At 42.1% G+C, this 22,647-nt stretch carries 21 protein-coding genes; 11 read left to right on the top strand and 10 right to left on the bottom strand.

Annotated elements, in window-relative coordinates:
• Positions 1-454: 454 nt before the first annotated feature.
• The gene (locus tag F6K38_RS20105; protein ID WP_071986844.1) at positions 455-688 is read right to left on the bottom strand and encodes a hypothetical protein; all 234 of its coding nucleotides are present in this window, start codon (positions 686-688) and stop codon (positions 455-457) included.
• 305 nt (positions 689-993) lie between these two features.
• On the opposite strand from F6K38_RS20105, the gene F6K38_RS20110 reads away from it, so the two are divergent.
• Entirely contained in the window at positions 994-1,236 is a 243-nt protein-coding gene (locus tag F6K38_RS20110; protein WP_287357240.1) for a hypothetical protein, read from the top strand.
• On the opposite strand, the gene F6K38_RS20115 is transcribed toward F6K38_RS20110, so the two are convergent.
• The 6 genes from F6K38_RS20115 to F6K38_RS20140 form a co-directional block, all read right to left on the bottom strand.
• Positions 1,202-1,939 carry a sulfotransferase family 2 domain-containing protein gene (locus F6K38_RS20115; RefSeq protein ID WP_287262876.1) on the bottom strand — a complete coding sequence of 246 codons (738 nt, stop codon included), beginning with the start codon at positions 1,937-1,939 and terminating at the stop codon, positions 1,202-1,204. The genes F6K38_RS20110 and F6K38_RS20115 overlap by 35 nt on opposite strands.
• Positions 1,940-2,211: 272 nt before the next feature.
• Positions 2,212-2,883: a sulfotransferase family 2 domain-containing protein gene (locus tag F6K38_RS20120; protein WP_287295384.1), complete on the bottom strand. Its 672-nt coding sequence runs from the start codon at positions 2,881-2,883 to the stop codon at positions 2,212-2,214.
• Positions 2,880-5,771: a glycosyltransferase gene (locus tag F6K38_RS20125; protein WP_287357242.1), complete on the bottom strand. Its 2,892-nt coding sequence runs from the start codon at positions 5,769-5,771 to the stop codon at positions 2,880-2,882. The genes F6K38_RS20120 and F6K38_RS20125 overlap by 4 nt, the downstream gene beginning before the upstream one ends.
• Before the next feature lie 3 nt (positions 5,772-5,774).
• Positions 5,775-5,900 carry a hypothetical protein gene (locus F6K38_RS20130; RefSeq protein WP_267872006.1) on the bottom strand — a complete coding sequence of 42 codons (126 nt, stop codon included), beginning with the start codon at positions 5,898-5,900 and terminating at the stop codon, positions 5,775-5,777.
• Positions 5,901-6,257: 357 nt separating this feature from the next.
• Positions 6,258-7,337 (bottom strand): photosystem II q(b) protein, encoded by a 1,080-nt coding sequence (gene psbA / locus F6K38_RS20135; RefSeq protein ID WP_070393396.1) that lies wholly within the window; start codon positions 7,335-7,337, stop codon positions 6,258-6,260.
• A gap of 395 nt (positions 7,338-7,732) precedes the next feature.
• On the bottom strand, positions 7,733-9,121 hold the full coding sequence (locus tag F6K38_RS20140; RefSeq protein WP_287247822.1) for a GH1 family beta-glucosidase: 1,389 nt from the start codon (positions 9,119-9,121) through the stop codon (positions 7,733-7,735).
• 428 nt (positions 9,122-9,549) lie between these two features.
• Here F6K38_RS20140 and F6K38_RS20145 point away from each other — a divergent pair, with 428 nt between their 5' ends.
• From F6K38_RS20145 to F6K38_RS20155, 3 genes are all read left to right on the top strand, one after another.
• Positions 9,550-9,843, top strand: coding sequence for a hypothetical protein (locus F6K38_RS20145; protein WP_044492964.1), 294 nt, complete (start codon positions 9,550-9,552; stop codon positions 9,841-9,843).
• Positions 9,844-10,117: 274 nt separating this feature from the next.
• The gene (locus F6K38_RS20150) at positions 10,118-10,558 is read left to right on the top strand and encodes an Hsp20/alpha crystallin family protein (protein ID WP_008183559.1); all 441 of its coding nucleotides are present in this window, start codon (positions 10,118-10,120) and stop codon (positions 10,556-10,558) included.
• Between the two features lie 62 nt (positions 10,559-10,620).
• A complete protein-coding gene (locus F6K38_RS20155) occupies positions 10,621-10,803 on the top strand; it encodes a hypothetical protein (RefSeq protein WP_287262877.1) in 183 nt (60 codons plus the stop codon).
• 1,392 nt (positions 10,804-12,195) lie between these two features.
• Here the strand turns inward: F6K38_RS20155 and F6K38_RS20160 are convergent.
• Together F6K38_RS20160 and F6K38_RS20165 are read right to left on the bottom strand one after the other, a co-directional pair.
• Complete coding sequence (locus F6K38_RS20160) at positions 12,196-15,399, bottom strand: aminotransferase class I/II-fold pyridoxal phosphate-dependent enzyme (RefSeq protein ID WP_161603156.1); 3,204 nt, start codon at positions 15,397-15,399, stop codon at positions 12,196-12,198.
• A gap of 164 nt (positions 15,400-15,563) precedes the next feature.
• Positions 15,564-17,216 (bottom strand): Ppx/GppA phosphatase family protein, encoded by a 1,653-nt coding sequence (locus F6K38_RS20165; RefSeq protein WP_287357244.1) that lies wholly within the window; start codon positions 17,214-17,216, stop codon positions 15,564-15,566.
• 174 nt (positions 17,217-17,390) lie between these two features.
• On the opposite strand from F6K38_RS20165, the gene F6K38_RS20170 reads away from it, so the two are divergent.
• Complete coding sequence (locus tag F6K38_RS20170) at positions 17,391-18,272, top strand: 4-hydroxybenzoate solanesyltransferase (RefSeq protein ID WP_008183556.1); 882 nt, start codon at positions 17,391-17,393, stop codon at positions 18,270-18,272.
• Between the two features lie 777 nt (positions 18,273-19,049).
• A complete protein-coding gene (locus tag F6K38_RS20175; protein WP_008183555.1) occupies positions 19,050-19,460 on the top strand; it encodes a hypothetical protein in 411 nt (136 codons plus the stop codon).
• A gap of 81 nt (positions 19,461-19,541) precedes the next feature.
• Here the strand turns inward: F6K38_RS20175 and F6K38_RS20180 are convergent, their stop codons facing one another.
• Positions 19,542-19,877, bottom strand: a complete 336-nt coding sequence (locus tag F6K38_RS20180; protein WP_353737205.1) for a sigma-70 region 4 domain-containing protein — start codon at positions 19,875-19,877, stop codon at positions 19,542-19,544.
• A gap of 646 nt (positions 19,878-20,523) precedes the next feature.
• Here F6K38_RS20180 and F6K38_RS20185 point away from each other — a divergent pair.
• From F6K38_RS20185 to F6K38_RS20200, 5 genes are all read left to right on the top strand, one after another.
• Complete coding sequence (locus F6K38_RS20185; protein WP_287357246.1) at positions 20,524-20,691, top strand: hypothetical protein; 168 nt, start codon at positions 20,524-20,526, stop codon at positions 20,689-20,691.
• 328 nt (positions 20,692-21,019) lie between these two features.
• A complete protein-coding gene (locus F6K38_RS20190) occupies positions 21,020-21,328 on the top strand; it encodes a hypothetical protein (RefSeq protein WP_287357247.1) in 309 nt (102 codons plus the stop codon).
• A 90-nt stretch (positions 21,329-21,418) separates the two neighbouring features.
• Positions 21,419-21,589: a sigma factor-like helix-turn-helix DNA-binding protein gene (locus F6K38_RS43450; RefSeq protein WP_353737206.1), complete on the top strand. Its 171-nt coding sequence runs from the start codon at positions 21,419-21,421 to the stop codon at positions 21,587-21,589.
• Between the two features lie 81 nt (positions 21,590-21,670).
• A complete protein-coding gene (locus F6K38_RS20195) occupies positions 21,671-22,312 on the top strand; it encodes a hypothetical protein (protein WP_287357248.1) in 642 nt (213 codons plus the stop codon).
• Between the two features lie 50 nt (positions 22,313-22,362).
• Positions 22,363-22,647 (top strand): hypothetical protein (locus F6K38_RS20200; protein ID WP_287357250.1); only part of this gene is annotated, 285 nt, incomplete at its 3' end.

Consider the following 22,647-nt stretch of genomic DNA (forward strand, 5'->3'; position numbering starts at 1 on the left):
CTCAGACCCAGTAAAACCTCAGCACGGTTTTGCTTGCCCTCTGCTCTAAGTTGTTCTGCTACTTGTGCCATTACCTGCAATAACTCTGCATCCACTAACTCACGGTTGCTCTCAACAATTTGAAATTTTTCACCGCTGGGACTCCCTAATCCCTACGGTGCGCGTTCCCTAAAACCCGGAACGAAAGTAACTTACCAAATTAATAATTACCTTAACTATAGCAATAAAAAAAATCGGTCAAGTTCTGGTTAACCCCAATCCTTGACCGAATTATATTGTGTAAACGTCAACAAGTACAGCTTAACTGCATTCAAATCTGAATAACTACTGATCAACTAATACATTCGTCAGTGGTCAGTGGTCAGTGGTCAGCCTTTGGCTGATAGCTGATAGCTTAAAAATAACCTCCACAATTCCTGGTCGCCAGGGCGTCAAACCCTGGCAAAACCCTATCCTAGTCTACGTAGAAATATCGAATCAAGGTGGTCATAACCTCACCAGGGTTTTCGGTAGGTTCGGGAGTGCTCCACTCGTCGGGATAGGCGTATTTAAGGGCATAAATGGCATAAATAGTATGCCGAACTTGTTCAGGAGAACCGATCAAGATGTGCTTGACTTTCTTAGGTTTCCGACCAGGGTTTTCAGGGTTCTGATTTTCATCGGAGTTAGGCGGAAGATTTTTCGTCATGACCAGTTATTCATTAATTTTGCTGACATTATTAATATATCAATAAATTAATAAAATTGTCAAGGGGTTTAGATTTTTTTTTATTACGAAATATTGAGATAATGGAGACCGTGGCTAGGTTGATAATTGTGGATAGTTTTGGAATATAAAATCGTTTTTATTCGTGTATATTTTTGATAAAATTAATCCTAGATAAAATGAATCGTAGGGTGGGCAGTGCTTACGAGCAATTACAAAGCTTAGAGTAGCTTTTATAGGCACTGCCCACCGACAGGAACTTAATTAAAAGAATCCTCAGGTGGGCAGTGCTTCATACCAAGTTAAAAGTTAACAATCTCGAAGGTAAGCACTGCCCACCCTACGCCATATCTAGATCATGCGATCGCGCTGCTGATCAATCCAAACCAGAACAGCAATTACAGCATCTGGTACAAAACATCGAAGATGGTGGGTTACGGTGCGGATACAAATTGATTGGTAATCCCTCAAAATCCTGGCCGCCCCTAACCCACCCTACGCCATCCCAAACTTATAATTTCCATACTTAATGTCATACCAAAATAAATTAGCAACTCTATCTATAGACTCCTGATTATAATAATTAGTGTAATCATCCCGTTTGTGTTGCTCTATCTTAGGACAATTCAGCTTTAGTCCTAGCATAGACTCCAAGAAAGTTAAGTCTGATTCTAGATTTTCAAAACGGATAACATAATCCACAAGAAACGTGTTATCATCATCTAGTGCCGAGTAAGACAGTGAGTAAGCAGACAAATCAGTTAAGTGCTTCCCTGCCTTGATATCCCAGGATTTACCCTTAGTGATCCACTCTGTAAATGGCATTTTTTTGTTGGGATTATACTGTTGTTTCTCCCAAAAGTAGAAGCCATTTTGATCAGGATTTCCAAAGGAGTATACAGAGACAAGCATATCCCAGGGATTTCTAACAGAAGTGAATTTGAAGTAGCTATTCCAGTCCCAACCCATGCGTTTAAAATACTGTTTCAAGATAGATGCTGGCACATGGGGATGGTTGTGTCGTCCTTTATCTGTACTAACACTATCACTGTAAGGATCTAGTGCTTGTCTAATCATAGTATCACCAGACCTAGGCTTGCCAATGAATAGGAATTTATGCTTGTGTGATAGTCTCATTTTATAGCAGTTATTAATTTCAGGTAAAAAGTTCTGGGTTTTAGGGAGTAGGGAGTAGGGAGTAGGGAGTAGGGATAAGCATTCAGCATTCAGCATTCAGCAGTCAGCGGTCAGCCTATTTTATTCAAAAGCACCTCAAGTAGCGTGGCCGTAGGCCAATGGCTGATAGCTGAATGCTTACGAGTAGGGAGTAGGGGAATAAAATTGACTTTATCTCATAAGTCTGAACAACGCTATAAATTGGATATTATTCAGTTATAAAACAAACCGTCAAACCCTATACCCCTGTTGGTTATCCCCCTATTACCTATTACCTATTACCTATTACCTATTACCTATTACCTATTACCTATTACCTATTACCTAGTTTAAAAAGAATACTTTCCGTAATTGATATCATACTCAAACATCTCGGATACTATTGCTTTGGACTCACTATCATAATACTGACTATAGTGGTCGTGCTTGCTGGTATTTATCTTCAAAGAGTCTAGCTTTAGTCCTAGCTTTGACGAAACAAAATCTAAGTCTTCCTCTAAGTGTTCAACACGGATAACATAATCCACTAGGAAATTATTCTGATCATCAAAAACATAGTAAGGAAGGGTATAGGTAGACAAATCATCAAGATATATTTGCTGCTTCAAGTCCCAGGATTTTCCTGTCTTAATCCACTGCTTGAATGGCATCCTGGTGTTTGGGTTATAGGGGTATTTTTCGATAATGTCTTCGGATACACGGATTGCTCTTGCTGTTTCCCACCAATAAATACCTCGGTGATCTGGCTTGGCATAGAAGTACAGAGAAACCAGCATATCCCAAGGGTTTCGGATACTGATAAACTTGAAGTAGCTGTTCCAGTTCCAACCCATACGGTCAAAATGCTGCTTTAACACAGATGCTGGCACATGGTGATGGTAATGTCGCTTCTTATCCGTACTGGAAATATCGGTGTAAGGATCCAATGCCTTGCGAATACTAGTACTAGCACACTTAGGTTTGCTGAGGAATACAAACTTATGCTTGTGGGATATTCTCATGATAACTGTTTATAGATTTCCGATTTAACAATGGATTTTAAAAAATAATTGCTGGTCAGCTTTTCTTTAATCGGGTGCTGCTTCAGGTAGTGGTGGGTTTCCTCAATTAAAGCAAAATCATCAGCTTTGGCCGCTGCTTCTTGTCTAGACTGGAAGTAAAGGGGATAGTCTTGGCCCAAATACTCTTTTACAGCTGGCAGCGGATTGACTAAAACCGGGGTATTTCTGACGATGCACTCAATGATCGCGTTATTGGCACTGGTGTCATACAACTCCAAATAAGCAATATTCTTTGACAAGACTTCATCATACTCATCATTGGGCAAATAATCAACTATCTGCACATAACTGTAATTGGGCTGTAAATTAAATACTTGTTTTTCAGTGTGTAACATCTCCCCGGAATAGGGTTTACGTAACACCATCTTTTTGTAGTTTTTTACCGGTAAATAGTAGATAGAGTGCATCTTCCGCAACCAAATCCCAATTTGGATAATAGTTGGCTCAGGATTTGACAAAAACTTATCCATCGAAAAGATAACATCTGGGGTTTCCGTAGGATGGATAACGCTAACAATTGGCACATCTAGCTGCTTTTGGAGCCATCGACGAGAGTCTTCAGACAAACAAAATAGACCTTGACAATACTTAATACTTTCTTGCCACAACTGACTTGCAAATATTGCCTGAGGTGACAGGTGTTCTTGAAACCATTTAGGGACATAGGGAGGGCAATGGATGAATCCAATCCAAGGCTCTGTATAAGCAGTTGGGGTGTTGTTACAATCTCCAGGATCCGAACCCCAGGCGAATTTCTTTTCTATGAAGCCATCCACCAAGATTCCAGCATCATTGTGTAAGGCTTTCAAGCTATTCATCGCATAAGACCATCCAGAGCGATGCTCCCCGTAATGATACTGTAAAGCAGAAGCAAGATCGAGTTTTTTCGGATAATCCCCAGAGTCTTCAAACCCTGAATCCTGCTCTTCAGTTTCGGAGACATCAAGGCTTCCGTTACCATTGGATTCCTCAGTTAGCGGTACATAATACTCCTGTAGAATTTTTTTCTCAAAATCAACCGTTGACTCAAACCGCCTGTTATAGGATTGAGGGTCTTCTAGGTAAATTCCTAAAGGTTCCCTCAATAGCATGAATTTAGAACCATTGGTTGAACAACGTAACCAAAATTCCCAATCAGCACTCGCGCCATACTCAATTTCATCGAAATAGCCATTTTTTTCATGGACACTCTTCCGCCATACCGGCATACAATGGGGAAGATTTTGGGAGCCGATCTTACCTTTTTCTTCCCCTTCAGCCCACCACTTTTCTTGAAAAAAGTCTTCAGTTCCAAAATACTCCGGAAATCCCACATACCAGACTGCATGAGCGGTATTATTATCCCAGGTTTCATTGGGTTGCATCGTAACTTTCAGAGGAGCGCAAACCACGTCCACATCAGGATGCTCATCCAAGGCTCTCATATGTTCTTCGATATGTCTGGGCGCTCTGCGGTCATCGAGATTAGCGTTTGTAATATAGTGACCACGGGCTAATCTAATGCTCATGTTCCAAACTTCATAAAGCCCTGGGTCTTCATCCAATTTTATATAGATAATATTCTGATACCTGGTCATATACTTTTTAATCACAGGCTCTTCATTTCCAGGAGAATTGGGATTAACCAATATTAATTCACATTCAGCAAAAACAGTCTGCTGGGTAATATCCTTAAGGAAGGGTTCAATATACTTATCCCCTTTAAATACTGATGTGATTATCGATACTTTTGGTTGCCATTGATAGGTACTAAATGGTCGATTAAGCAGAGTAGATCGGATTAGATATTGCCATTCCGTTAGGTTACTGAATGCATAAGAATTGAATGGAGAATTATGAGCAGCTGAAAATGTAGTAAATTGCTCTATCCAATCAGAAATTGTTTCTGTTGGTTGGTAAGGGGTAATGGTTAGGGAGTTTTTTAACTGCTCAGCCATAGTGGTAAAATTACCAGCATGATAAGAGCTCCATGCTAACCAAACTAAGGAATTATAATCGTGATTTTTAGTATTGGTATGGCTATAGACTGGATTCTGAGCATCAGGTAATCGGGGTTTGTAGATAATCGGTTGCTTACTGTTTTGATAAATTGTCAAAAATTGGTTAACGATATAATTATCCATGTGACCAATTAGGTCATAATCTACTTTATTTATATCAGCTTTTTTCTGATAGGATTTATAGCGAGCTGGGGCAAATATTTTTGTAAATTTAAGGGCAGATTTTTGCCAGATTTCGTAGCTATAGTTGGTAGAGTGCTTGACATGATAAGCAACGGGAGAGACTAAGTCTTTTATGGTTAACCCCTGTTGCCAAGCAATCACTGGTACCCAGAAATCCCAAAAGGGAATACCAAGGCAAAAGTCAGAGGATGGAAATTTTTCCAGCAGTTCTTTTTCAAAAAAGAACACATCAACCCCAACATCGTAAATCTCACCGTTGATTGATTCAGCAGTATCAATATCGACTCGTGAAGCGAGCAGAATAGAGTCTTGAGTCTGCTCTCGAATAAATTCTGTAAAATCCTGCTCAGCTTTTAAGATAATATCTGCGTTAACAATTCCACAGATTTGGCTACCGTACTCACGCAAATAGGATAAGAGGTCATCAATGTAAACATAAGGCTTACCATAATGCTCTCGTCCATCTCGAAATACTCTGTGAAATTTAATGTCTTGATATAAAGGCTGGAGTTTCTCAATCTCTTCTATAATATTTAAAGAAACAACCTCAAATCCTAGAGTAAGCCAGCTATTAATAGCGGCTTGTTGCTTCTTAACATTTCCTGGTGCAATACTGGTTACGATGACAAGGGTTTCAGTTGTCATTAGTCATTGGTCCTTGAGAATAGGGAGTAGGGAGTAGGGAGTAGGGAGTAGGGAGTAGGGAGTAGGGAGTAGGCAACAGGCAACAGGCAACAGGCAACAGGCAACAAGGAAAAATCCTCTGTACCTCATGACTCTGAAAATTGCTATATATCGATGCTATCAGACTTGATATTATTGTTTTGTTGATATTAAACCCAGTTACCACAGACAAATTGAAATTTTTTATTAAGTTATCGACAATTTTTTATTAAGTTTTATTAAATGCAACAGAAAACACAAAAGGTGAAGGGGTATTGAAAACTAACAAATGACTACCAATAAATACAGCCTTTCCTAGTAACCGTAAGCTAAATCTAAATTTTCTTGCCTACTCCCTACTCCCTACTCCCTAAAACCTGAGAACTCAAATAATGACAGACAAACAAAAAAGCGCTCCCCATCTGGAGAGCGCTTTTTTCTAATCAAGTAGATTAAGCCAAGTTGAAATTAACCGTTGATTGCTGGAGCAGTCAAAGCTACGGGAGTAGCTTCAGCCGCAGCTAGGTCTAGAGGGAAGTTGTGAGCGTTACGCTCGTGCATTACCTCGAAACCTAGGTTGGCACGGTTGAGTACGTCAGCCCAGGTGTTGATCACGTGACCTTGTGAGTCGATGATGCTCTGGTTGAAGTTGAAGCCATTGAGGTTAAATGCCATGGTGCTGATGCCCAGTGCAGTAAACCAGATGCCGATTACAGGCCATGCACCTAAGAAGAAGTGCAAGGAACGGCTGTTGTTGAAGGAAGCGTATTGGAAGATTAAACGACCGAAGTAGCCATGAGCTGCCACGATGTTGTAAGTTTCTTCCTCTTGACCGAACTTGTAACCATAGTTCTGAGACTCGGTTTCGGTGGTCTCACGCACTAAGGAGGAGGTCACCAAAGAACCGTGCATCGCAGAGAACAAAGAACCACCGAATACACCGGCTACACCTAGCATGTGGAAGGGGTGCATCAGGATGTTGTGCTCAGCTTGGAACACGAACATGAAGTTGAAGGTTCCGCTGATACCGAGAGGCATACCATCGGAGAAAGAACCTTGTCCGATCGGGTAGATCAGGAATACGGCGCTAGCAGCTGCAACCGGTGCGCTGTAAGCGACGCAGATCCAAGGACGCATACCTAAGCGGTAGCTCAGTTCCCACTCACGACCCATGTAGGCAAATACACCAATCAGGAAGTGGAACACTACTAGCTGGTAAGGACCACCGTTGTAGAGCCACTCATCTAGAGAAGCAGCTTCCCAGATTGGGTAGAAGTGTAAGCCAATGGCGTTAGAAGAAGGAACAACAGCACCAGAGATGATGTTGTTGCCATACATCAGGGAGCCAGCAACCGGCTCACGGATACCATCGATGTCCACAGGAGGAGCAGCGATGAAAGCAATGATGAAGCAGGTGGTAGCAGCTAGCAGGGTTGGGATCATTAACACACCAAACCAACCTACATAGAGGCGGTTGTTGGTGGAGGTGACCCAATTGCAGAACTGAGACCACACAGAGGTGTTGCTCTGTTGTAATACAGTAGTCATGTTCTTATGATTGCGGGTATGAATATGAAGTTATCGAGGTTCGTCCGGCTTGTTTGCGCCTTCATGTATTTATATTAAGCAATATACTAAGTTTTGTAAAGGGTTTTCGGAGTAATTTGCCGTCAGGTTATTAAATAATGTAAATAAGTAAAACTTATATTAAATAAATCTTGACAAAATTCTAATATTCTGTTAATAGAAAACAAAAATAGGCAAACAAAAATAGCGATCGCTACCAGATCAAATGCGATTGACCTTGGCCTATTGGCCACGCTACGCGAATGGTCACGCTTCGCGATCGCGACTAGGACTTACCCCTTAACCCTATAGCTAGGGTTAAAGTAACGGATTACCAATATACCCATTGGGTTTTATCGGGTTTTTCCGATTAATGATCAAACCACCCGATTATTTTGAATACACTCGGAATACCACTCAAAACTCGCCTTAGGAATACGCTGTTGGGTTGGGTAATCAATATAAGTAATCCCAAAGCGCCGATCATATCCCCAATACCACTCAAAGTTATCCATCAGACTCCAGAGGAAATAACCATTAAGAGGATACCCTTCACTAACAGCGCGATGGGCTGCTTTAAAGTACTCTCGGAGGTACAGAATCCTGTCCGTATCAATCACCTCACCCTTAGCAGTCAATTCATCCTGTGCTGCACAGCCATTCTCAGTGATAAACATCGGCAAATCTGAACGCCCCAGGGTTTCACTGACATGACGAACCCCCCAATAAAGGGAATCTGGTAGGATATTCAGCCAAGGCAGATGCATGCGAGGGTAGCCTTTGGGCATACCAAGGAACTCGTACCCCTGTGGATTGTCAGCAGCCCGGACATAGGTACCAGTGTAAATATTAAGACAAATCCCATCCAGAGGCTGATGAATGATTTGTAGGTCACATGGTCCGATGTCTGGTGCATTGTCTCCTAACACTTCCAGTAATTCAGGACTATAAGCACCAGTCAGAGCAGGGATAATGATACCGCCATTTTGCCCACATAAAGGGAAGGCCTTTTTTGCTGCTGCCACATGGTACGGTGACTCATTGATTGGCACCGTGACGGACAAGTTATCCACAAAGGCGATAGAACAGGGAACCCGGGAAGCACTACGGATGGCTTGACAGCCCAAACCATGAGCTAAAAGGGCATGATGAGAGGTTTGCCATACCTGTTTGATGGATTTAACACGCCTACCGGGAGCATGGATCGGGTCCTGGTCAACCCCATAGCCTAAGTGAGTAAAACACATGATCTCATTAATGGTCATCCAATTGGTAATGCGATCGCCTAATTGAGTGACCACAGCGGTAACATAATCCGCAAAGTCAAACGCCATCTGGCGAGAAAGCCAAGACTTGTATTTGTCTTCTAGGGCTTGGGGAGAGTCCCAATGAAATAGAGTGGCATGGGGAGTAATGCCATGATCTAACAAGCAATCCACCAAGCGCTTATAGAAATCAACCCCTTCCTGATTGACTTTGCCACGCCCGTCAGGAATAATCCGAGGCCAAGCAATGCTAAAGCGATAATCCTTGATCCCTAGTTTGACCATCAGCTCTATATCTTCTTTGTAGCGATGGTAGTGGTCACAAGCGACAGCACCGGTATCACCGTTAAGTATTTTTCCAGGGGTACCACTGAAGGTATCCCACACACTAGGTTTGCGTCCTCCTTCACTTACTGCTCCTTCAATCTGATAGGAAGCGGTGGCTACTCCCCATATGAAGTTGTCTGGGAATTGGTAACTGATTCGATCGCCGTTAGTCATTAGTGATTTGTTATTAAGAAAGGGAGTTACGTACTAGCTCATCCCACGTACTTGAGTCCTGGGACGAGTTAACCTGTCCGCAATCAACGAAGAATCTTAACAGGAATGATAACTTTTGATCCACAGCTTCTCAGGAATTGGGTAGGGTCTTTTAGGGTTGGAAGTCCCCTGTCACTGAGCCGAAATCACTGATATATCAAGCCAGGGACCTTGAGGCCGATCAATTTAACCGACTACCGGTAGCCCTTAACAAGCCACCAACAACCCGGCTTTATGATCCAGATTCACAGACCTTTACCAAGATTTTTAATGAAAATTTAAGATTTTTGACATTTTCGGTTATCGACAGGGATTTCGCCTAAGGTAGAAAGTGCCAAGTCATACTTTGGCTCTGGCTTTTAACTCACCTGCTTATGTGGTTAAATTTTATGAGCATTTTGCCAAACTTTCTCCGTTCTTTGGTAATAACAATCCTTCTGAGCTTTATGGCTCCAGTGGCACTAGTTATTGGTTTACTGGCCGGTTTTGGTATAATAGGATACATTCCGGGCTTAACAGGGTTTGGTCTTACTGCCACAACTGAGCTATTGAAATTTCTGACTATTTTTGGTAGTGGATCCCCCATTCAGGGAGTATTAGTGATTGCCTTTACCTGTAGCCTAGTTGGAGCATTATTTGATCTCTACGCCTGCGCCCGCTACCACAACCTGAATGATAACTAAGGACAATCGTACTCAAATTTGTTCAAACTCCCCTGAGGTATTGGGGATATGGTTGAGATTCAAATTATCTATTATTTATATCTGTACGGGAATTAGCCTAGTGGTTTAGGAAGGGAACCGAACTCAAAGACCTTTTCGGGGTTGATAGATTGATAACAGGTTAAATCAAATCATCCAAGCGGTGACGTTTCGCTAACCGTTAACAATCCTCAGTATGGGTGAAAAAAGTGGATCTAAACCGTAAGGATATGTCACTAGACGGAGGCAAACGATTATGGCACTTATTCGTTGGGACCCTTTCCGAGAATTCACTAACTTACAACGGGAAATGAATCGGCTATTTGATGAATTCACCCCATTTGAAGATCGTGGTCTGAAGGGAACAAGTTTTATGCCAGCGGCGGAACTGCAGGAGACAGCAGAAACCCTGGAATTAAAGCTTGAGATTCCTGGGATAGATTCTAAAGATCTCGATATTCAGGTGACAGAGCAAGCCGTGTCTATTAGTGGTGAGCGTCGGTCTGAAACTAGTACTGAAGAAAATGGGATGACACGTTCAGAATTCCGTTATGGTAACTTTCAGCGGGTGATTCCCTTACCAACACGGGTTCAACACGATCAGGTTAAAGCTGATTACAATAACGGCATCTTGAGCCTGAGTTTGCCCAAAGCAGAATCAGAAAAGCAAAAAGTCTTTAAAGTTAATCTCAATTAGTGTTGGGGTTAATAGCCTAGTTCAGTTAGTCGATAAATTGCTGGTTTGATCAGCGGATTTTTATGGCTAACGATTTCGTAAGCATTCAGCACTCAGCCGTCAGCCGTCAGCTAAAAGTCCAAGTAACTCAGCATTATTCCAATGCTTACCTGTTTTTTTCAAAAGCTGTTCGCCTAGCGTGCGTGGCACAGGCTTCGACGCTGAGATTTAGCTCATTAGCTGATACGCGACACGCTGATAGCTGAATGCTTACACGATTTCGTCAAACCCCAGCGGTGTAAATAAAATTCATAAAGATTGACAGTAAACTTTCTAGTGGAAGACTTGACCTGTCAATCTTTTTATAAGCATTCAGCTATTACCACTTAGATTTAAGGTAAGATGGAATATGATATTTTGTAATATCATGTCCGGATAATTAGTGATAAAACACCATTACCGATTAAACCTTACTCCTTTACTTCTACCTTCTGCCTTCTGCCCTCTGCCTTCGATTCGGGCAAGCGTGTAAGTATTCAACCGGACATGATATAAGTGGCTGCTTAAGCTAGCTCGGTATAGGGTTAGTAAACAGCTAGAGAAAATGTCGCAGAGTCTACCAAAAACTCCTGGGGGGGTGACATGCAAGCTGAAATCCTTACTGGGTAAAAATTTCAGCCGATAATTCACAAAAATATACATTCTGTTTTGGGCAAACATTGGACGTAGTTATAAGGGTTTGAGCTTCCAGAAAATGAATTGAGGGTTAATTTCCGACTGTATCTTCCATGATACCATTGGCATCAAAGCCTTATATAGTAAGCTTTTTGGGGCTCATGTCACCCCCTCAGCAAAAACTCTTATTATTTGTTATAATTAAATTAGGGTAACACCGACAGGGATTATTATGTAACTTAAATTAAAGCCGAAAACCAAGGGTTTAATAGTTGCGCTCTCTATCCCGGTGGAACCAACTTTGGGGTTGACATTTTTATGGCGCTCGCGGGATATTCCGTCAGAGCTTTGGGAGATACCCCCTGGATGTGAAAGCATCTTGCATTGGCGAGCCAGAATTTGCCTTTGGTAGATTTTGGTAGCTAAAAAGTATCGGAGTATATCTAGACTCATCCTTAAGAGCAATTCCTCTCTCGTTATACCCGTAGGGTTAGCGAGAGAGGAATTGCGTCTTTAACGATAGATGTGCGCTTATTGAGGGTGGTCAATGACCCACCCGAGACGTTCGCGTAGCGTCGGCTTTGCCGATTGGAAACAGATGCGCCTATACGAGCGAAGTCCAGTAAACTGGCGGCGCAGCAAAATCGGTAGACTTTGAAGTTACCGTAAGGATAGTGGAGTCTTTATGGTTGGCAGGTTATGCAGAGAAGGGTAAAAATTTATTAATTAAGACTCCACTATCCTAAGGTTTCGTCTCTAGGGAAAAGATGACAGGGCAATGGAAGGCCAACCCTCGAATCATGCATTACATCAAGACTTTTCTTGAAACTCGACACATGAGAACCGCAGGACTTGCGGGGATAGTCTGGGTCGCGAACGTAAGACCATAAAACCCCGCTTAGGGTGGAGGCTGTTGCATTGAAGCACCAAACCAAATCGTGAGGTTTAGGAATCCCAGCTCCTTTGGAGCCGCTACGCGAACGTTATAATCTTTGATTTAACGATGGGAGGATGTCAAAAGCGGCCTCTTGACCGTAGGAAATTTCTACATGGTGTCCATCAGGATCCCTTAGATAGGCTGCGTAACCAGTTGGAGGACCATAATCCTTAGGTCCGTCAAGTAAACAACCCTCTTTGCGAGCAAGTTTGCAGAGCTGATCCACTTGTTCGCAACTGACACAAGCAATACCAATATGACTCGGGGGCAAGATCGGCTTGGCCTCTTCTTCCTCAAGTAGAGCTAGGGCAAAGGGTCTAATGTTGTCGGACATCCAAACTGTCCCTGGTTCTACGCGCAAGCGCACTACTGACATCTGACCATACTTAGCGTAGAAAGCAATACTGGCATTAAGGTTCGTAACAGCTATAGCTAAATGAGTGAAGGCTGTTGTTTTAGTCATTGCAGATTCTGTAGTTTTATTGAGACTGTCCAAAACATATTGAGCAAACACGGGCAATCCAAAGTCAGGTCGATAACCGTGAATGGCATCAGGAGCAAGCTGCTTCATTAGGAAGACTATCGCCCCAGTTACAACTTGACCAGGAACTAAAATCGGGCAACCCGGTGGGGTAGGAATAATGAATGTAGATGAAACCAGTTCTCGCCCAGACGCCATTATCTCATCTATTTCATTGTCTAGCTTCAGGTATTCTATTTTTTCTTCGTCCAAACCCAGGAAGTAGGCGCTCCGTAGGTTCCCTTGCCCAGTTGCCGGGTGAGAACGGAAGCCGGAGTAAAACTCGCTGAAATGAGGCAAAGAAGGCAAATTCAGTGTTAGCTGTTGCAGCTTGTTTTCAAATAATTTGATTTCCACTTGATTGTATTGGCACAATTCCTGCTCCAACCCCTCAGCAATTTTATGCAGGCAATCAAGCAAATATGTTACCGAACCCCAGGTTGTCCCGATATTAGTCATTAATAAAACCGTATTGAGGGAAACCTTGTTAACCTGAATATTAAACTGTTCCATCAGTACAGAATTTTGGAAAGTATAGCCATCGATGCCTGTCTTGCCAATGTACAAAGTCAGCCGCGTGGGGTCGAGAACAAATTCATCATCCTCCCAGGCTTGCTCGATACACTGGAACTCTACTTCTGGATCTTCCTGAGTTTGGTAACTTTTCAGACCTGATGGGCGATAGGTTTCCGGAATCAACTCTTCAGGAGTAAGTATCTTGAAGTATTTTCCTAGCAATGGATGAGTGTTAACCTTCTCCCGCACTATCATTGCCATATCAATCTGGGAATGAACCAATTTGAAGCCTTCCAAATCAACTTGTCGCCGCGCTAAATCCAGAGAAGCCAGAATTTGGTAATTGGGGGAGGTGGTGGTGTGGGTCATGTAAGCCTCTAGAAAATCAATTTCCGACCTACGGTTGAACTCCTCGTCCCAGATGTGAATCATGGATGATTGACGCATGCCAGACAGAGATTTATGTGTTGATTGGGTTGAGTACACCCGAATCTTGACTTGATCTGGATCGGGTAAGAGGTGCTGGTTCAGCCAGGTGTCATCATCCTCTGGGTCAAGCCGATCAAATTGTTCCTTAAAGGCTGCATACTCCTTTCGGTATTGGGGACTGTGATAGCGAGTATGAAGGTCAGTGGCAGCTTGCATTGCTGTACGTTCTCGATAGGTTGAGGTGCAACCAGCAAAGGCAAACCAGGCTTCGTCCCAGAGGAAAACCAGATCTGGCTTGATTGCCAGTATTTCTTCCATGACTCCCTTAACGTTGTAAACAATGCCATCAAAGGTACAGTTTGTGAGTAACAGCATCTTCACCTGCTCCAATTGCCCCTCCCGCTTGAACTTGAGCAATTGTTGCTTGATTTCCTTTAAAGGCACAGCACCATAGATACTATATTCTTTGAGGGAATAGGCATTGAGGTAAAGGGGTTGAGCACCTACTAAGACGATGCCGTAATGGTGAGATTTGTGGCAATTCTGGTCAACCAAGACAATATCACCTGGGCTTACAATTGCTTGCAAAACAATTTTATTGGCAGTTGAAGTCCCATTAGTCACGAAAAAAGTTTGCCTAGAACCAAAGCTTTTCGCTGCTAAATTTTGAGCCTCCTTTAGGGGACCAGTAGGATGTAGTAATGAGTCTAATCCTCCACTGGTTGCTGAAGTTTCTGCTAAAAATAGATTTTGACCGTAGAACTCTCCCATATCCTGAATCCAATCAGACTTAAAGATGGAATTTCCCCGGGAAATGGGCATGGCATGAAATACCCCTGTGGGTTCTTTGCTGTAATTTCTTAAGGCATCGAAGAAAGGGGTTTCGTAACGTTTTTCGATGCCTTGAATAATACTTAAGTGTACTTCAAGATAGTCTTCCTGATTGTAGAAAACGCGGCGGAAATTCTGATTCGTATCAGCATCCACATCAACCACGGATACATCGCTCAACAAGTATAAATCCAACTCTGGACGTAACTTATGTATAATCGCACCTAAAGTAAGACCTCTCGGTTGGTAATATTCCCCAGCTAATTCAGCTTGTTCTAACCCACTCATGTATGTTTCGAGCAGTGACAAACAGTTGTTTGAACGCAGGGGAAAGTCGTAGCCGATAACACAGCATTGAATGCTGTGATTCAACATCAAAGCTGTTAGGGCATCCTCAAAGTTAGAAATGACGATGAGCTGATAAATAAAATTGTCTGTTTTCGAGGCTATTTCTGCCAGTTTTTGGCGTAATTCTTTTTCTTTTTCCGGTGTCATGTCGTCTTCGACAAATAAGACGGTAAAATCGAGTTGATTAGAGTTTTGATTGTACTTATCGACCGATATAATTTGCTGTCCATCTTTCTGTTCGCTTGCAAAAATCTGATCCATGTATGCTTGGGCATACAGTTCAGCACGGCTAGACATCAAACGTATAATTTGAGTCACTTCCCAGGAAAGTCGGGAATATTCCTGGCGCTCAAAGTGCTGCTGCAATCGTCGAAATGCATTTATCCCTGGAAATTTCCAGTAGAGTTCGATGGGTTCGAGAATTTTGAACCCAGCTGCAATTTTTTCCTTTAAGGTGGAGATATCCTGGCCACAGGCGTGAAGAGATTGCAAGCGGTCTGTTGACAATTTCAGTTGGTTCCAGATGTCAACACGCATTGGTAAGGTATTTTTATAGGTGCTGATATACAAGCAATCAAGAATGCGAGTACATGAGTTTTTGGACACAGTTATATTGGATTTAGTTATTACGTCTGTTATTATATATCAATTGGTATTATAGCGTTGTAAGCATTCAGCTATCACCCAAAGGCCAAGGCCAAGGCTGATAGCTGAATGCTTACCCTATTGATAATGTATTGATAATGTCTCAATGGCTGAGAGCTAATAGCTTAATAATGCTGACTACTCTTGGATGCTAACCTCGCAACCACTTTAACTCCAAATTCCTCTTCAAATACCGATTTTTTATAATCCAAATTCCACAGTTCCAAAGCACAATCATCATTGGTCAAAGCGGGAACTAGATCTAGATAAAGTGCCTTATCATCGGAGCGATAATCCGACTTAACATGCCGAATTGCTCCAATATGTCTACGGTCTAAAGCAACAGCTAACCGTAACAAAGCACTGAGCTGACTCACCAACAGCCGATGCTCTTGATTGGCCAGATTATTGTAATTCTCATGCTTTTTCTTCGGAGGGCTCTTGCGATGGTAACGGGCCAGATTAGCAATGATTTCAATTTCTGGCTCCAGAAACCCCAACAGTTCAGCATTGCGAATTAAGTAATAAGAATGCTTGTGGTGGGACGAATGACTCACATACACGCCACAGTTGTGTAAAACTGCTGCTGCCCAAAGTAATTCCCGTGCCTGTGTTCCCCAATTGTGGAGTTTTCCTTGGGTTTGGTCAAATAAGCTCAGGGCAAAGTTAGCCACCCGCTGACTATAATCCAGGTTGACCTGATATTTCCCAGCCACTGCGATTACACTCCTTTCCCTGACCTCATCTTGGTAGCGTAGCCGGTCTTCAATCAATCCATGGGTAAGCATCCAGTCAACGATTAAGCCTTCCCGGAGTGATCGTCCACAAATTATGATCGACTCCATTCCCAGAAGCTTCATGGCTTCTAATAAAATGATTGTGCCAGCAACAATAATTTCTGAACGCCTCTCGGACATCTCTGGCAGGGTTGAGCGTTCAGCCAAACTCATAGCAGCTAAGCGCTTGAGCATTTTTTCCAAATCTTGACGAGTCAGCTCATAACCCGTTAGGGGATTAGGTAACATACCCAGATGTTCATAGGCGTGCATCTTGGCTAGGGTCTCAATAGTGCCAGATGTCCCCACTAAACGAGGCTGTTCACTGAGTTTCAAGTTACCCTGGATGTCGTCAACAGCTCGCTCTAACATTCCCCTGATATAGGCTTGCAAATAGAGAAACTCACTTTGGCTGATGGGGTCTGTAGTTACAAACTCCTTTGTAAGACGAACGGCTCCTATTTTTGTGCTACTTAGGGAACGGGGGTTGTGACTATCCCCGAGGATCAATTCCGTTGAACCACCGCCAATATCAATAATGATATGGGGCTGGTTGTTGAATTCCATAGCCGACAACACACCTAGGTAGATGCGTCGTGCTTCCTCCTGACCAGAAATTAGGTTGACCAATAAACCCAATTCTGTATATACCTGCTGTAAAAAAGCCTGGCCATTCCGAGCTTCCCGCACAGCACTGGTTGCTACAGCAACGATGTTTTCAGCATTGAGGCTGGCTGCCAGTTCCTTGCAGCGTTGTAGAGTTGCGATCGCTCTGTTCATGGCTTCGGGGGTCAACTCACCGGTCCGGGGGTTGCAATTTCCTAACCTGACCGTGTCCTTTTCTTTACCAATAATCGTGAATGCCGGGAGTTTGGGATCAATTCGCACTACCACCATGTGAATGGAATTGGTACCAATATCGATGGCAGCAATAATGCGCTCTTGCTCTTTGTCAGGAGTGGAAACATGTAGGAAAATGTCTTGGGTCAGTGAGTTAACCATATTGATGTATCCTGCTTACAGATATCAACCCGAAACCTATCAATAACGATATCTTTAAGGAGACTAACAAAAAATAGGCACTATCTCCTATTGTGAAATTCCTCTGATTCGAGGAAACAATCCGGAAAATTACCTACAAACAAAATTACCAACAAACGAGTCACCATTCCTGCTATGCTTACCCAGCCAAACCCCAATCCCATACCCACCTGGCTAGCCATTATGCGACTGTTGCGATGGGACAAGCCAACTGGACGATTGATTTTAATGGTGCCAGCACTGTGGGCAGTTTTTTTAGCAGCCCAAGGGAAACCACCGATTCCCCTGGTTAGCGTGATTATTCTTGGAACCTTAGCCACCAGTGCTGCTGGCTGTGTAATTAATGACGTTTGGGATCACAATATTGATTCCCAAGTGGCGCGAACTCGCTCACGCCCTTTGGCATCCAAAGCCCTATCGGTCAAAGTTGGTGTAGTAGTTGCCTTAGTTGCTATGGTCTGCGCTGGGGTGATTGCCCTGTATCTTAATGCTTTCACCTTTGGGCTTTGCGTGGCCGCTGTACCAGTAATTGTGTTTTACCCATCTGCCAAGCGAGTGTTTCCTGTACCGCAACTGGTTATGGCCATTGCTTGGGGTTTTGCTGTACTGATTAGTTGGAGTGCCATTACTACTACTCTAGAACCAGCTACCTGGTTACTCTGGGGAGCAACGGTACTTTGGGCATTGGGATTTGACACAGTCTATGCCATGCCAGACCGGGAGGATGACCAGAGGATTGGGGTGCGCTCTAGTGCCTTGTTTTTCGGTAAGTATGCTGCTGATGCCGTAGGTGTGTTCTTTGCTGGTAGTGCTAGCTTGCTTGCTGGCCTGGGAGTTGTGGTGGATCTCCAACTGGGCTTTTGGTTAGCGCTAGTGATAGCGACAGTAGTCTGGATTTGGCACTATACTAGACTACGAAAGCCCAATCATCCCACATCTGTCTATGGAGATATTTTTCGCCAAAATGTCTGGATTGGCTTTGTGCTACTGGTCGGGATGATTATTGGTAGTAATTAGGGACTTGCATCTAAAAAAAATACCAATTAAAGTGGGGTGGGCGAAGTAATCTCAAGAAAGTTGCTAGTTATTCCGTGAGCATTCAGCAGTCAGCGGTCAGCCGTCAGCTTATTTTATTCAAAAGCTGAAAGGTAAGCATTCAGCCGTTGGCCTTGGCCGTTGGCCACGCTACGCGAATGGCTGATAGCTGATACGCGACACGCTGATAGCTGATAGCTTACGTTATCCTGATAACTTTTAGCTTTTGATACCAATAATCGAAAATTGAGTATCTAGGAATACTACTATTTGGTGTGTGGAAGGGATTTTGAGGTAATTTTTGATAATTACTCACTGATAACTAGCAACTGAGATAATCTAATCTAGACCTACCCTACAAGCTAAAAACTGGTATTGTGTTTCTTGGCTAGTCTTTTATTCCTTTGGAAATTGCTAACAGTTAATTGTTGATTATCTGTTTTGTCTGGGAGCATGTCAGTTTTGTTAATCCCTGATTCAGAACCCCCTAAATCCCCCTTAGTAAGGGGGACTTTTGAATCTCAATCTCCCTTAGTAAGGGTAAATTTTGAATCTAATTCCCCCCTTGTTAAGGGGGGTTAGGGGGGATCTATATACATAATTACAAAGGTGACATGTACAAAGGTGACATGGTTCCGTTTTGCATGTTCCCTGCAAGCCTTTTGCCTAATGTTTCTTTCAGAGAAAAGATGGGAAACCTAATAGTGTGCAATTGTTAAAATAGTCCGAATGGGCTAATTTCTGTAGAGGTTAAAAAGCATGAACATCAAACGATACCAGCTATCAATTATCAGTGCCTGTTTGTTTGCTCTCGTCAGCCCAACCGTGGGTTATTCCCAAGAACCTGAGACTATCCTCCAAAAACCTGGAACTATTTCTGAAGAAGCTGAGACTATTCCTCAAAAACCCTTGACTATCCCTGAAGAGGCTGAGACTATCCTCCAAAACTCTGAGATTGGCTATACACCAGAGTTTGTCAATTTTTACATGGGGCAATGTGTTGGGACTAAGGGCTCAGAGGCTCAGGCTTTTTGTCAGTGTACCATTGATAAAATTCAAGAAAAATACCCCTATGAAGAGTTTCTAAGTATTGGTCTGGAAATTACTGGTGGTGCGGAACCTCCTGAAGATTTCAATAAACTGATTAAGTCCTGTGAAGCTGGGAATTAGTAATTAGACATCATAGGTGAAAATTAGCGATTAGCCGTTGTTATGTCAAATTTATGGCATTGCTGAGGGGCGGGATAAATATCAGTGGGGTGGGCATCCTGCCCGCCTGGGAATTGTAACGGGCAAGATGCCCGTTTCACAGCCAGATGCCCATTCCATCAAGATGCCCGTTCCATCAAGATGCCCGTTCCACAGCCAGATGCCCATTCCACCAAGATGCCTATTCCACAAAATTATTAAAATCATGTAGATTTGACTCATGGGTTTGCGCCACAACTCTCTAGAGGTCTTCAGTTGACTTGCAATTTCCTGATATTCCATCTCACTCGCGAAACTTAGCAAGAAGATTTGCTCCTGATCTGGGGAGAGTTGATGCTGATGAGGGATGTTAACTAGGAAGGGATGAGACAGCCTTATTAAAGTTTAAAACTATTCTAATTTTTTCTTGAGCCTTGAAAGAATAAAGAAAGTATAGGTTTTCTATATTCTGAGTTTCAACACCAGGGATCCCATGACCGAGGAACAGGAGGTTGTGTTGTATTGGTAACAATTGGTTCTTGTGGCTTTTCAGCACATTGATATTGTTTTTGTTTACCTCCTACTGTTCTGGAGTTTAGACTATATGGCACGCTCAAAATACACTCCGAAATGAATAGCTTATATCCTGGCAGCCATCAGAGAGCATGGATTAGACCGTGTTGGATATCATGCTGGTGGTATTTCTGGTGCAACTTATTATGGCCACAGTTCAGAAGTTAACGGGTCATGTGTCTCCTGTGACCATTACTAAATATGTATAGACGGGGTGAGGAGACGAAACGACAGGCGGTGCCAAAGTTGGGGTTTTAGGTTTTTTCACGTGTTGGGTTTCCCAGAATTAGAGAACGGCAAACCTACGGAGCAATTATTCACAGTCTCTCATAGTTTAATGCGATTGTCACAGAATCTCCAAGATGTACCACATAACTATATAGCCCAAACTTTAATCGCGATTGTCACAGAATCTCCAAGATGTGCCACATAACTATATAGCCCAAACTTTAATCAATTCCTAAAAACTACTATGCAACCCGAAGACCAGATCATTATTAATACCTCTCCATCGAGCGAAATGTTGCCTCTAGGATCTTCTGAGACAATAGCTCTACTGCAATACGGAGGTAGCGCAGCCGCGATCATCCTGGCAGTGCCGTTTTGCTTTGATCAGTTGGAGAGAGACTTAAAGCCTTAGTGCCTTTGATGTTACAACCTTCAATTAGGGAGACTCGACGAAAAACAAAATATAACCACAAACTGTCAAATCACGAATAACTTTAGACCCCAGCCAATATCTAGCCATTGGTAGCAACTTTCAGAATCCGGGGTTGATCTGTTAACCCAAGCCAGAGAGTCACCCCTCCGAATCTGTGGTAAGTACATTTTTCTGCAAGCCGGAAATGCCTATCTAGAAAGGGGTTTGAGATTTGGGGTCTGACTTTTGTAAGTCAACCAGCGCTCATGGTGTCACACTTTGTTATTATTCAAGCACAATATTATAGAAAGGCTAGTATGGCTCAACAATGAAGGATCCTGAAGAAATTACCAACTACAACCTACTCAATTTACTCAATGAAGTGGTGGTTGATGCCCTTTCAGACAAGAGGAATGATAGCGCACGCAAACTGCTGTTTTTTATCAAGCGCTCTCTTCGTCAATTCAAACTAGATGGGAAGTGGGATGAAAGTGAAATTTTGGTAGAAGCATATATTCGTACACGAAAAAAAATTATTGAGTATAAAATTTCAATTGTAAATATTCCAGCTTTCCTGAATCGTGTTTCTTTTAAGATTATTCAAGAATACTATAAAACAGAAAAACAAAATAAATAAATAAAATTAAAACTGATTGGTGAAATAAAATCAGATCTGATTCCCAAGATTACCAGTAATAATTTAATCGAACAAAAAATAGAAAAATTAATTGGTAGTTTTGAAGACTTAAGTCCTGAAGATCGAAAAATACTTGTTCTAAAAATAGTCAAAGGTTTATCATGGAAGAGTATTGCCGATCGTTTAGATATTAGACACGATGCTGCAAGAAAGAGAGGTGAACGAGCATTAAAACGTCTAAGGGAAAGATTTTTTCAATAAAAAAGACCAGCATGGAGGTTAGTCATAGACAATAATCAAGCTTTAAATTCCAGAAACCTTATGAATATATAAGAACAAGAGATGCAAGCAGACAAAGAAGTTTTGACCGAATATTATCACTTAGTAAGTAAGTCAGAGCTTACTGAAATAGAATCAAAGCGCCTGGATAAGATACTTGAGATGGCCGAGTCTGATGATACAGTAAGTTTTTTAATTAATGAGATTGACGAACTCACTTTTCAAGAGTTAGATTTTATAACAAATGAGCCAGTTAATTGTTCAAATATAGTCATTTTGGACGAATGGGTTAAAGAAAATTATGGCGATGACTGGCAGCCAAGAGAACCAGTTTTTGGAAATCCAAAACTCAATTCAGAGCCTAGCTATATTGCTGCTGGATTTTCCGGTTCTACTGAATCACGTATTAAACGAGTGCGTGAAGTAAATTTAGGGGAAGCTGGCAAAATCGAGCTAATTATTTCTTTCACAACTGAGGAAGAAGAAAATGATATTTTGGTTACACTCAAACCAATAACACATGATTGTTTACCTTCTAATTTAGAATTAACTTTAATCTTTGATGGTGAAAGAATTAGAAGTCAAACGAAAGAAAGTAATAAGAGCAAGAAATTGTCAAGCCGTATCTTCCTTTTTCGTGGATCAGTTTTGCGTCTTCAGATATGTTTTGACCAAATTAAATTCATGCAATATGTGATTGTTTAACTGCTTTTACCCTTTAATATTGAGTGTTTTTTAATTTTTGGAGTATAACCATGAAAAGATTTTGGTATATTTTAGGAATATTTTTGAGCTTTAATGCATTAGTTTTTGTAGTATTTGTAGTTATATTGGCTCTTAACCCTAAATCGAGGGAGGTAATTGCAAGTAACTCTATCAATCGTTTTTTAGGATGTCCTGTTAAGTTTCCTTCAAATCATGATGTTAACAAAAAAAATCTGTCTAATCCTGATGAAAAATTTCAGGAAATCCTTGTAAATTTTAAAGAATCTCAACTACCTTTAAATAAGGCAAAAGTTGAGAAATATGTTCAAAAATTG

The organism is Moorena sp. SIO3B2 (assembly GCF_010692525.1).
GTDB lineage: Bacteria > Cyanobacteriota > Cyanobacteriia > Cyanobacteriales > Coleofasciculaceae > Moorena > Moorena producens.

Excerpts from the sequence above, each read along its gene's own strand:
- F6K38_RS20165 (WP_287357244.1), bottom strand. The coding sequence starts at position 17,216 with ATGGTTAACTCACTGACCCAAGACATTTTCCTACATGTTTCCACTCCT.
- F6K38_RS20140 (WP_287247822.1), bottom strand. The coding sequence starts at position 9,121 with ATGACTAACGGCGATCGAATCAGTTACCAATTCCCAGACAACTTCATA.
- F6K38_RS20185 (WP_287357246.1), top strand. The coding sequence starts at position 20,524 with ATGCAACCCGAAGACCAGATCATTATTAATACCTCTCCATCGAGCGAA.
- F6K38_RS20120 (WP_287295384.1), bottom strand. The coding sequence starts at position 2,883 with ATGAGAATATCCCACAAGCATAAGTTTGTATTCCTCAGCAAACCTAAG.
- F6K38_RS20130 (WP_267872006.1), bottom strand. The coding sequence starts at position 5,900 with ATGAGGTACAGAGGATTTTTCCTTGTTGCCTGTTGCCTGTTGCCTGTT.
- F6K38_RS20195 (WP_287357248.1), top strand. The coding sequence starts at position 21,671 with ATGCAAGCAGACAAAGAAGTTTTGACCGAATATTATCACTTAGTAAGT.
- F6K38_RS20105 (WP_071986844.1), bottom strand. The coding sequence starts at position 688 with ATGACGAAAAATCTTCCGCCTAACTCCGATGAAAATCAGAACCCTGAA.
- F6K38_RS20145 (WP_044492964.1), top strand. The coding sequence starts at position 9,550 with ATGAGCATTTTGCCAAACTTTCTCCGTTCTTTGGTAATAACAATCCTT.
- F6K38_RS20155 (WP_287262877.1), top strand. The coding sequence starts at position 10,621 with ATGGCTAACGATTTCGTAAGCATTCAGCACTCAGCCGTCAGCCGTCAG.
- psbA (WP_070393396.1), bottom strand. The coding sequence starts at position 7,337 with ATGACTACTGTATTACAACAGAGCAACACCTCTGTGTGGTCTCAGTTC.
- F6K38_RS20125 (WP_287357242.1), bottom strand. The coding sequence starts at position 5,771 with ATGACAACTGAAACCCTTGTCATCGTAACCAGTATTGCACCAGGAAAT.
- F6K38_RS20115 (WP_287262876.1), bottom strand. The coding sequence starts at position 1,939 with ATGCTGAATGCTGAATGCTTATCCCTACTCCCTACTCCCTACTCCCTA.
- F6K38_RS20170 (WP_008183556.1), top strand. The coding sequence starts at position 17,391 with ATGCTTACCCAGCCAAACCCCAATCCCATACCCACCTGGCTAGCCATT.
- F6K38_RS20190 (WP_287357247.1), top strand. The coding sequence starts at position 21,020 with ATGAAGGATCCTGAAGAAATTACCAACTACAACCTACTCAATTTACTC.
- F6K38_RS20175 (WP_008183555.1), top strand. The coding sequence starts at position 19,050 with ATGAACATCAAACGATACCAGCTATCAATTATCAGTGCCTGTTTGTTT.
- F6K38_RS20150 (WP_008183559.1), top strand. The coding sequence starts at position 10,118 with ATGGCACTTATTCGTTGGGACCCTTTCCGAGAATTCACTAACTTACAA.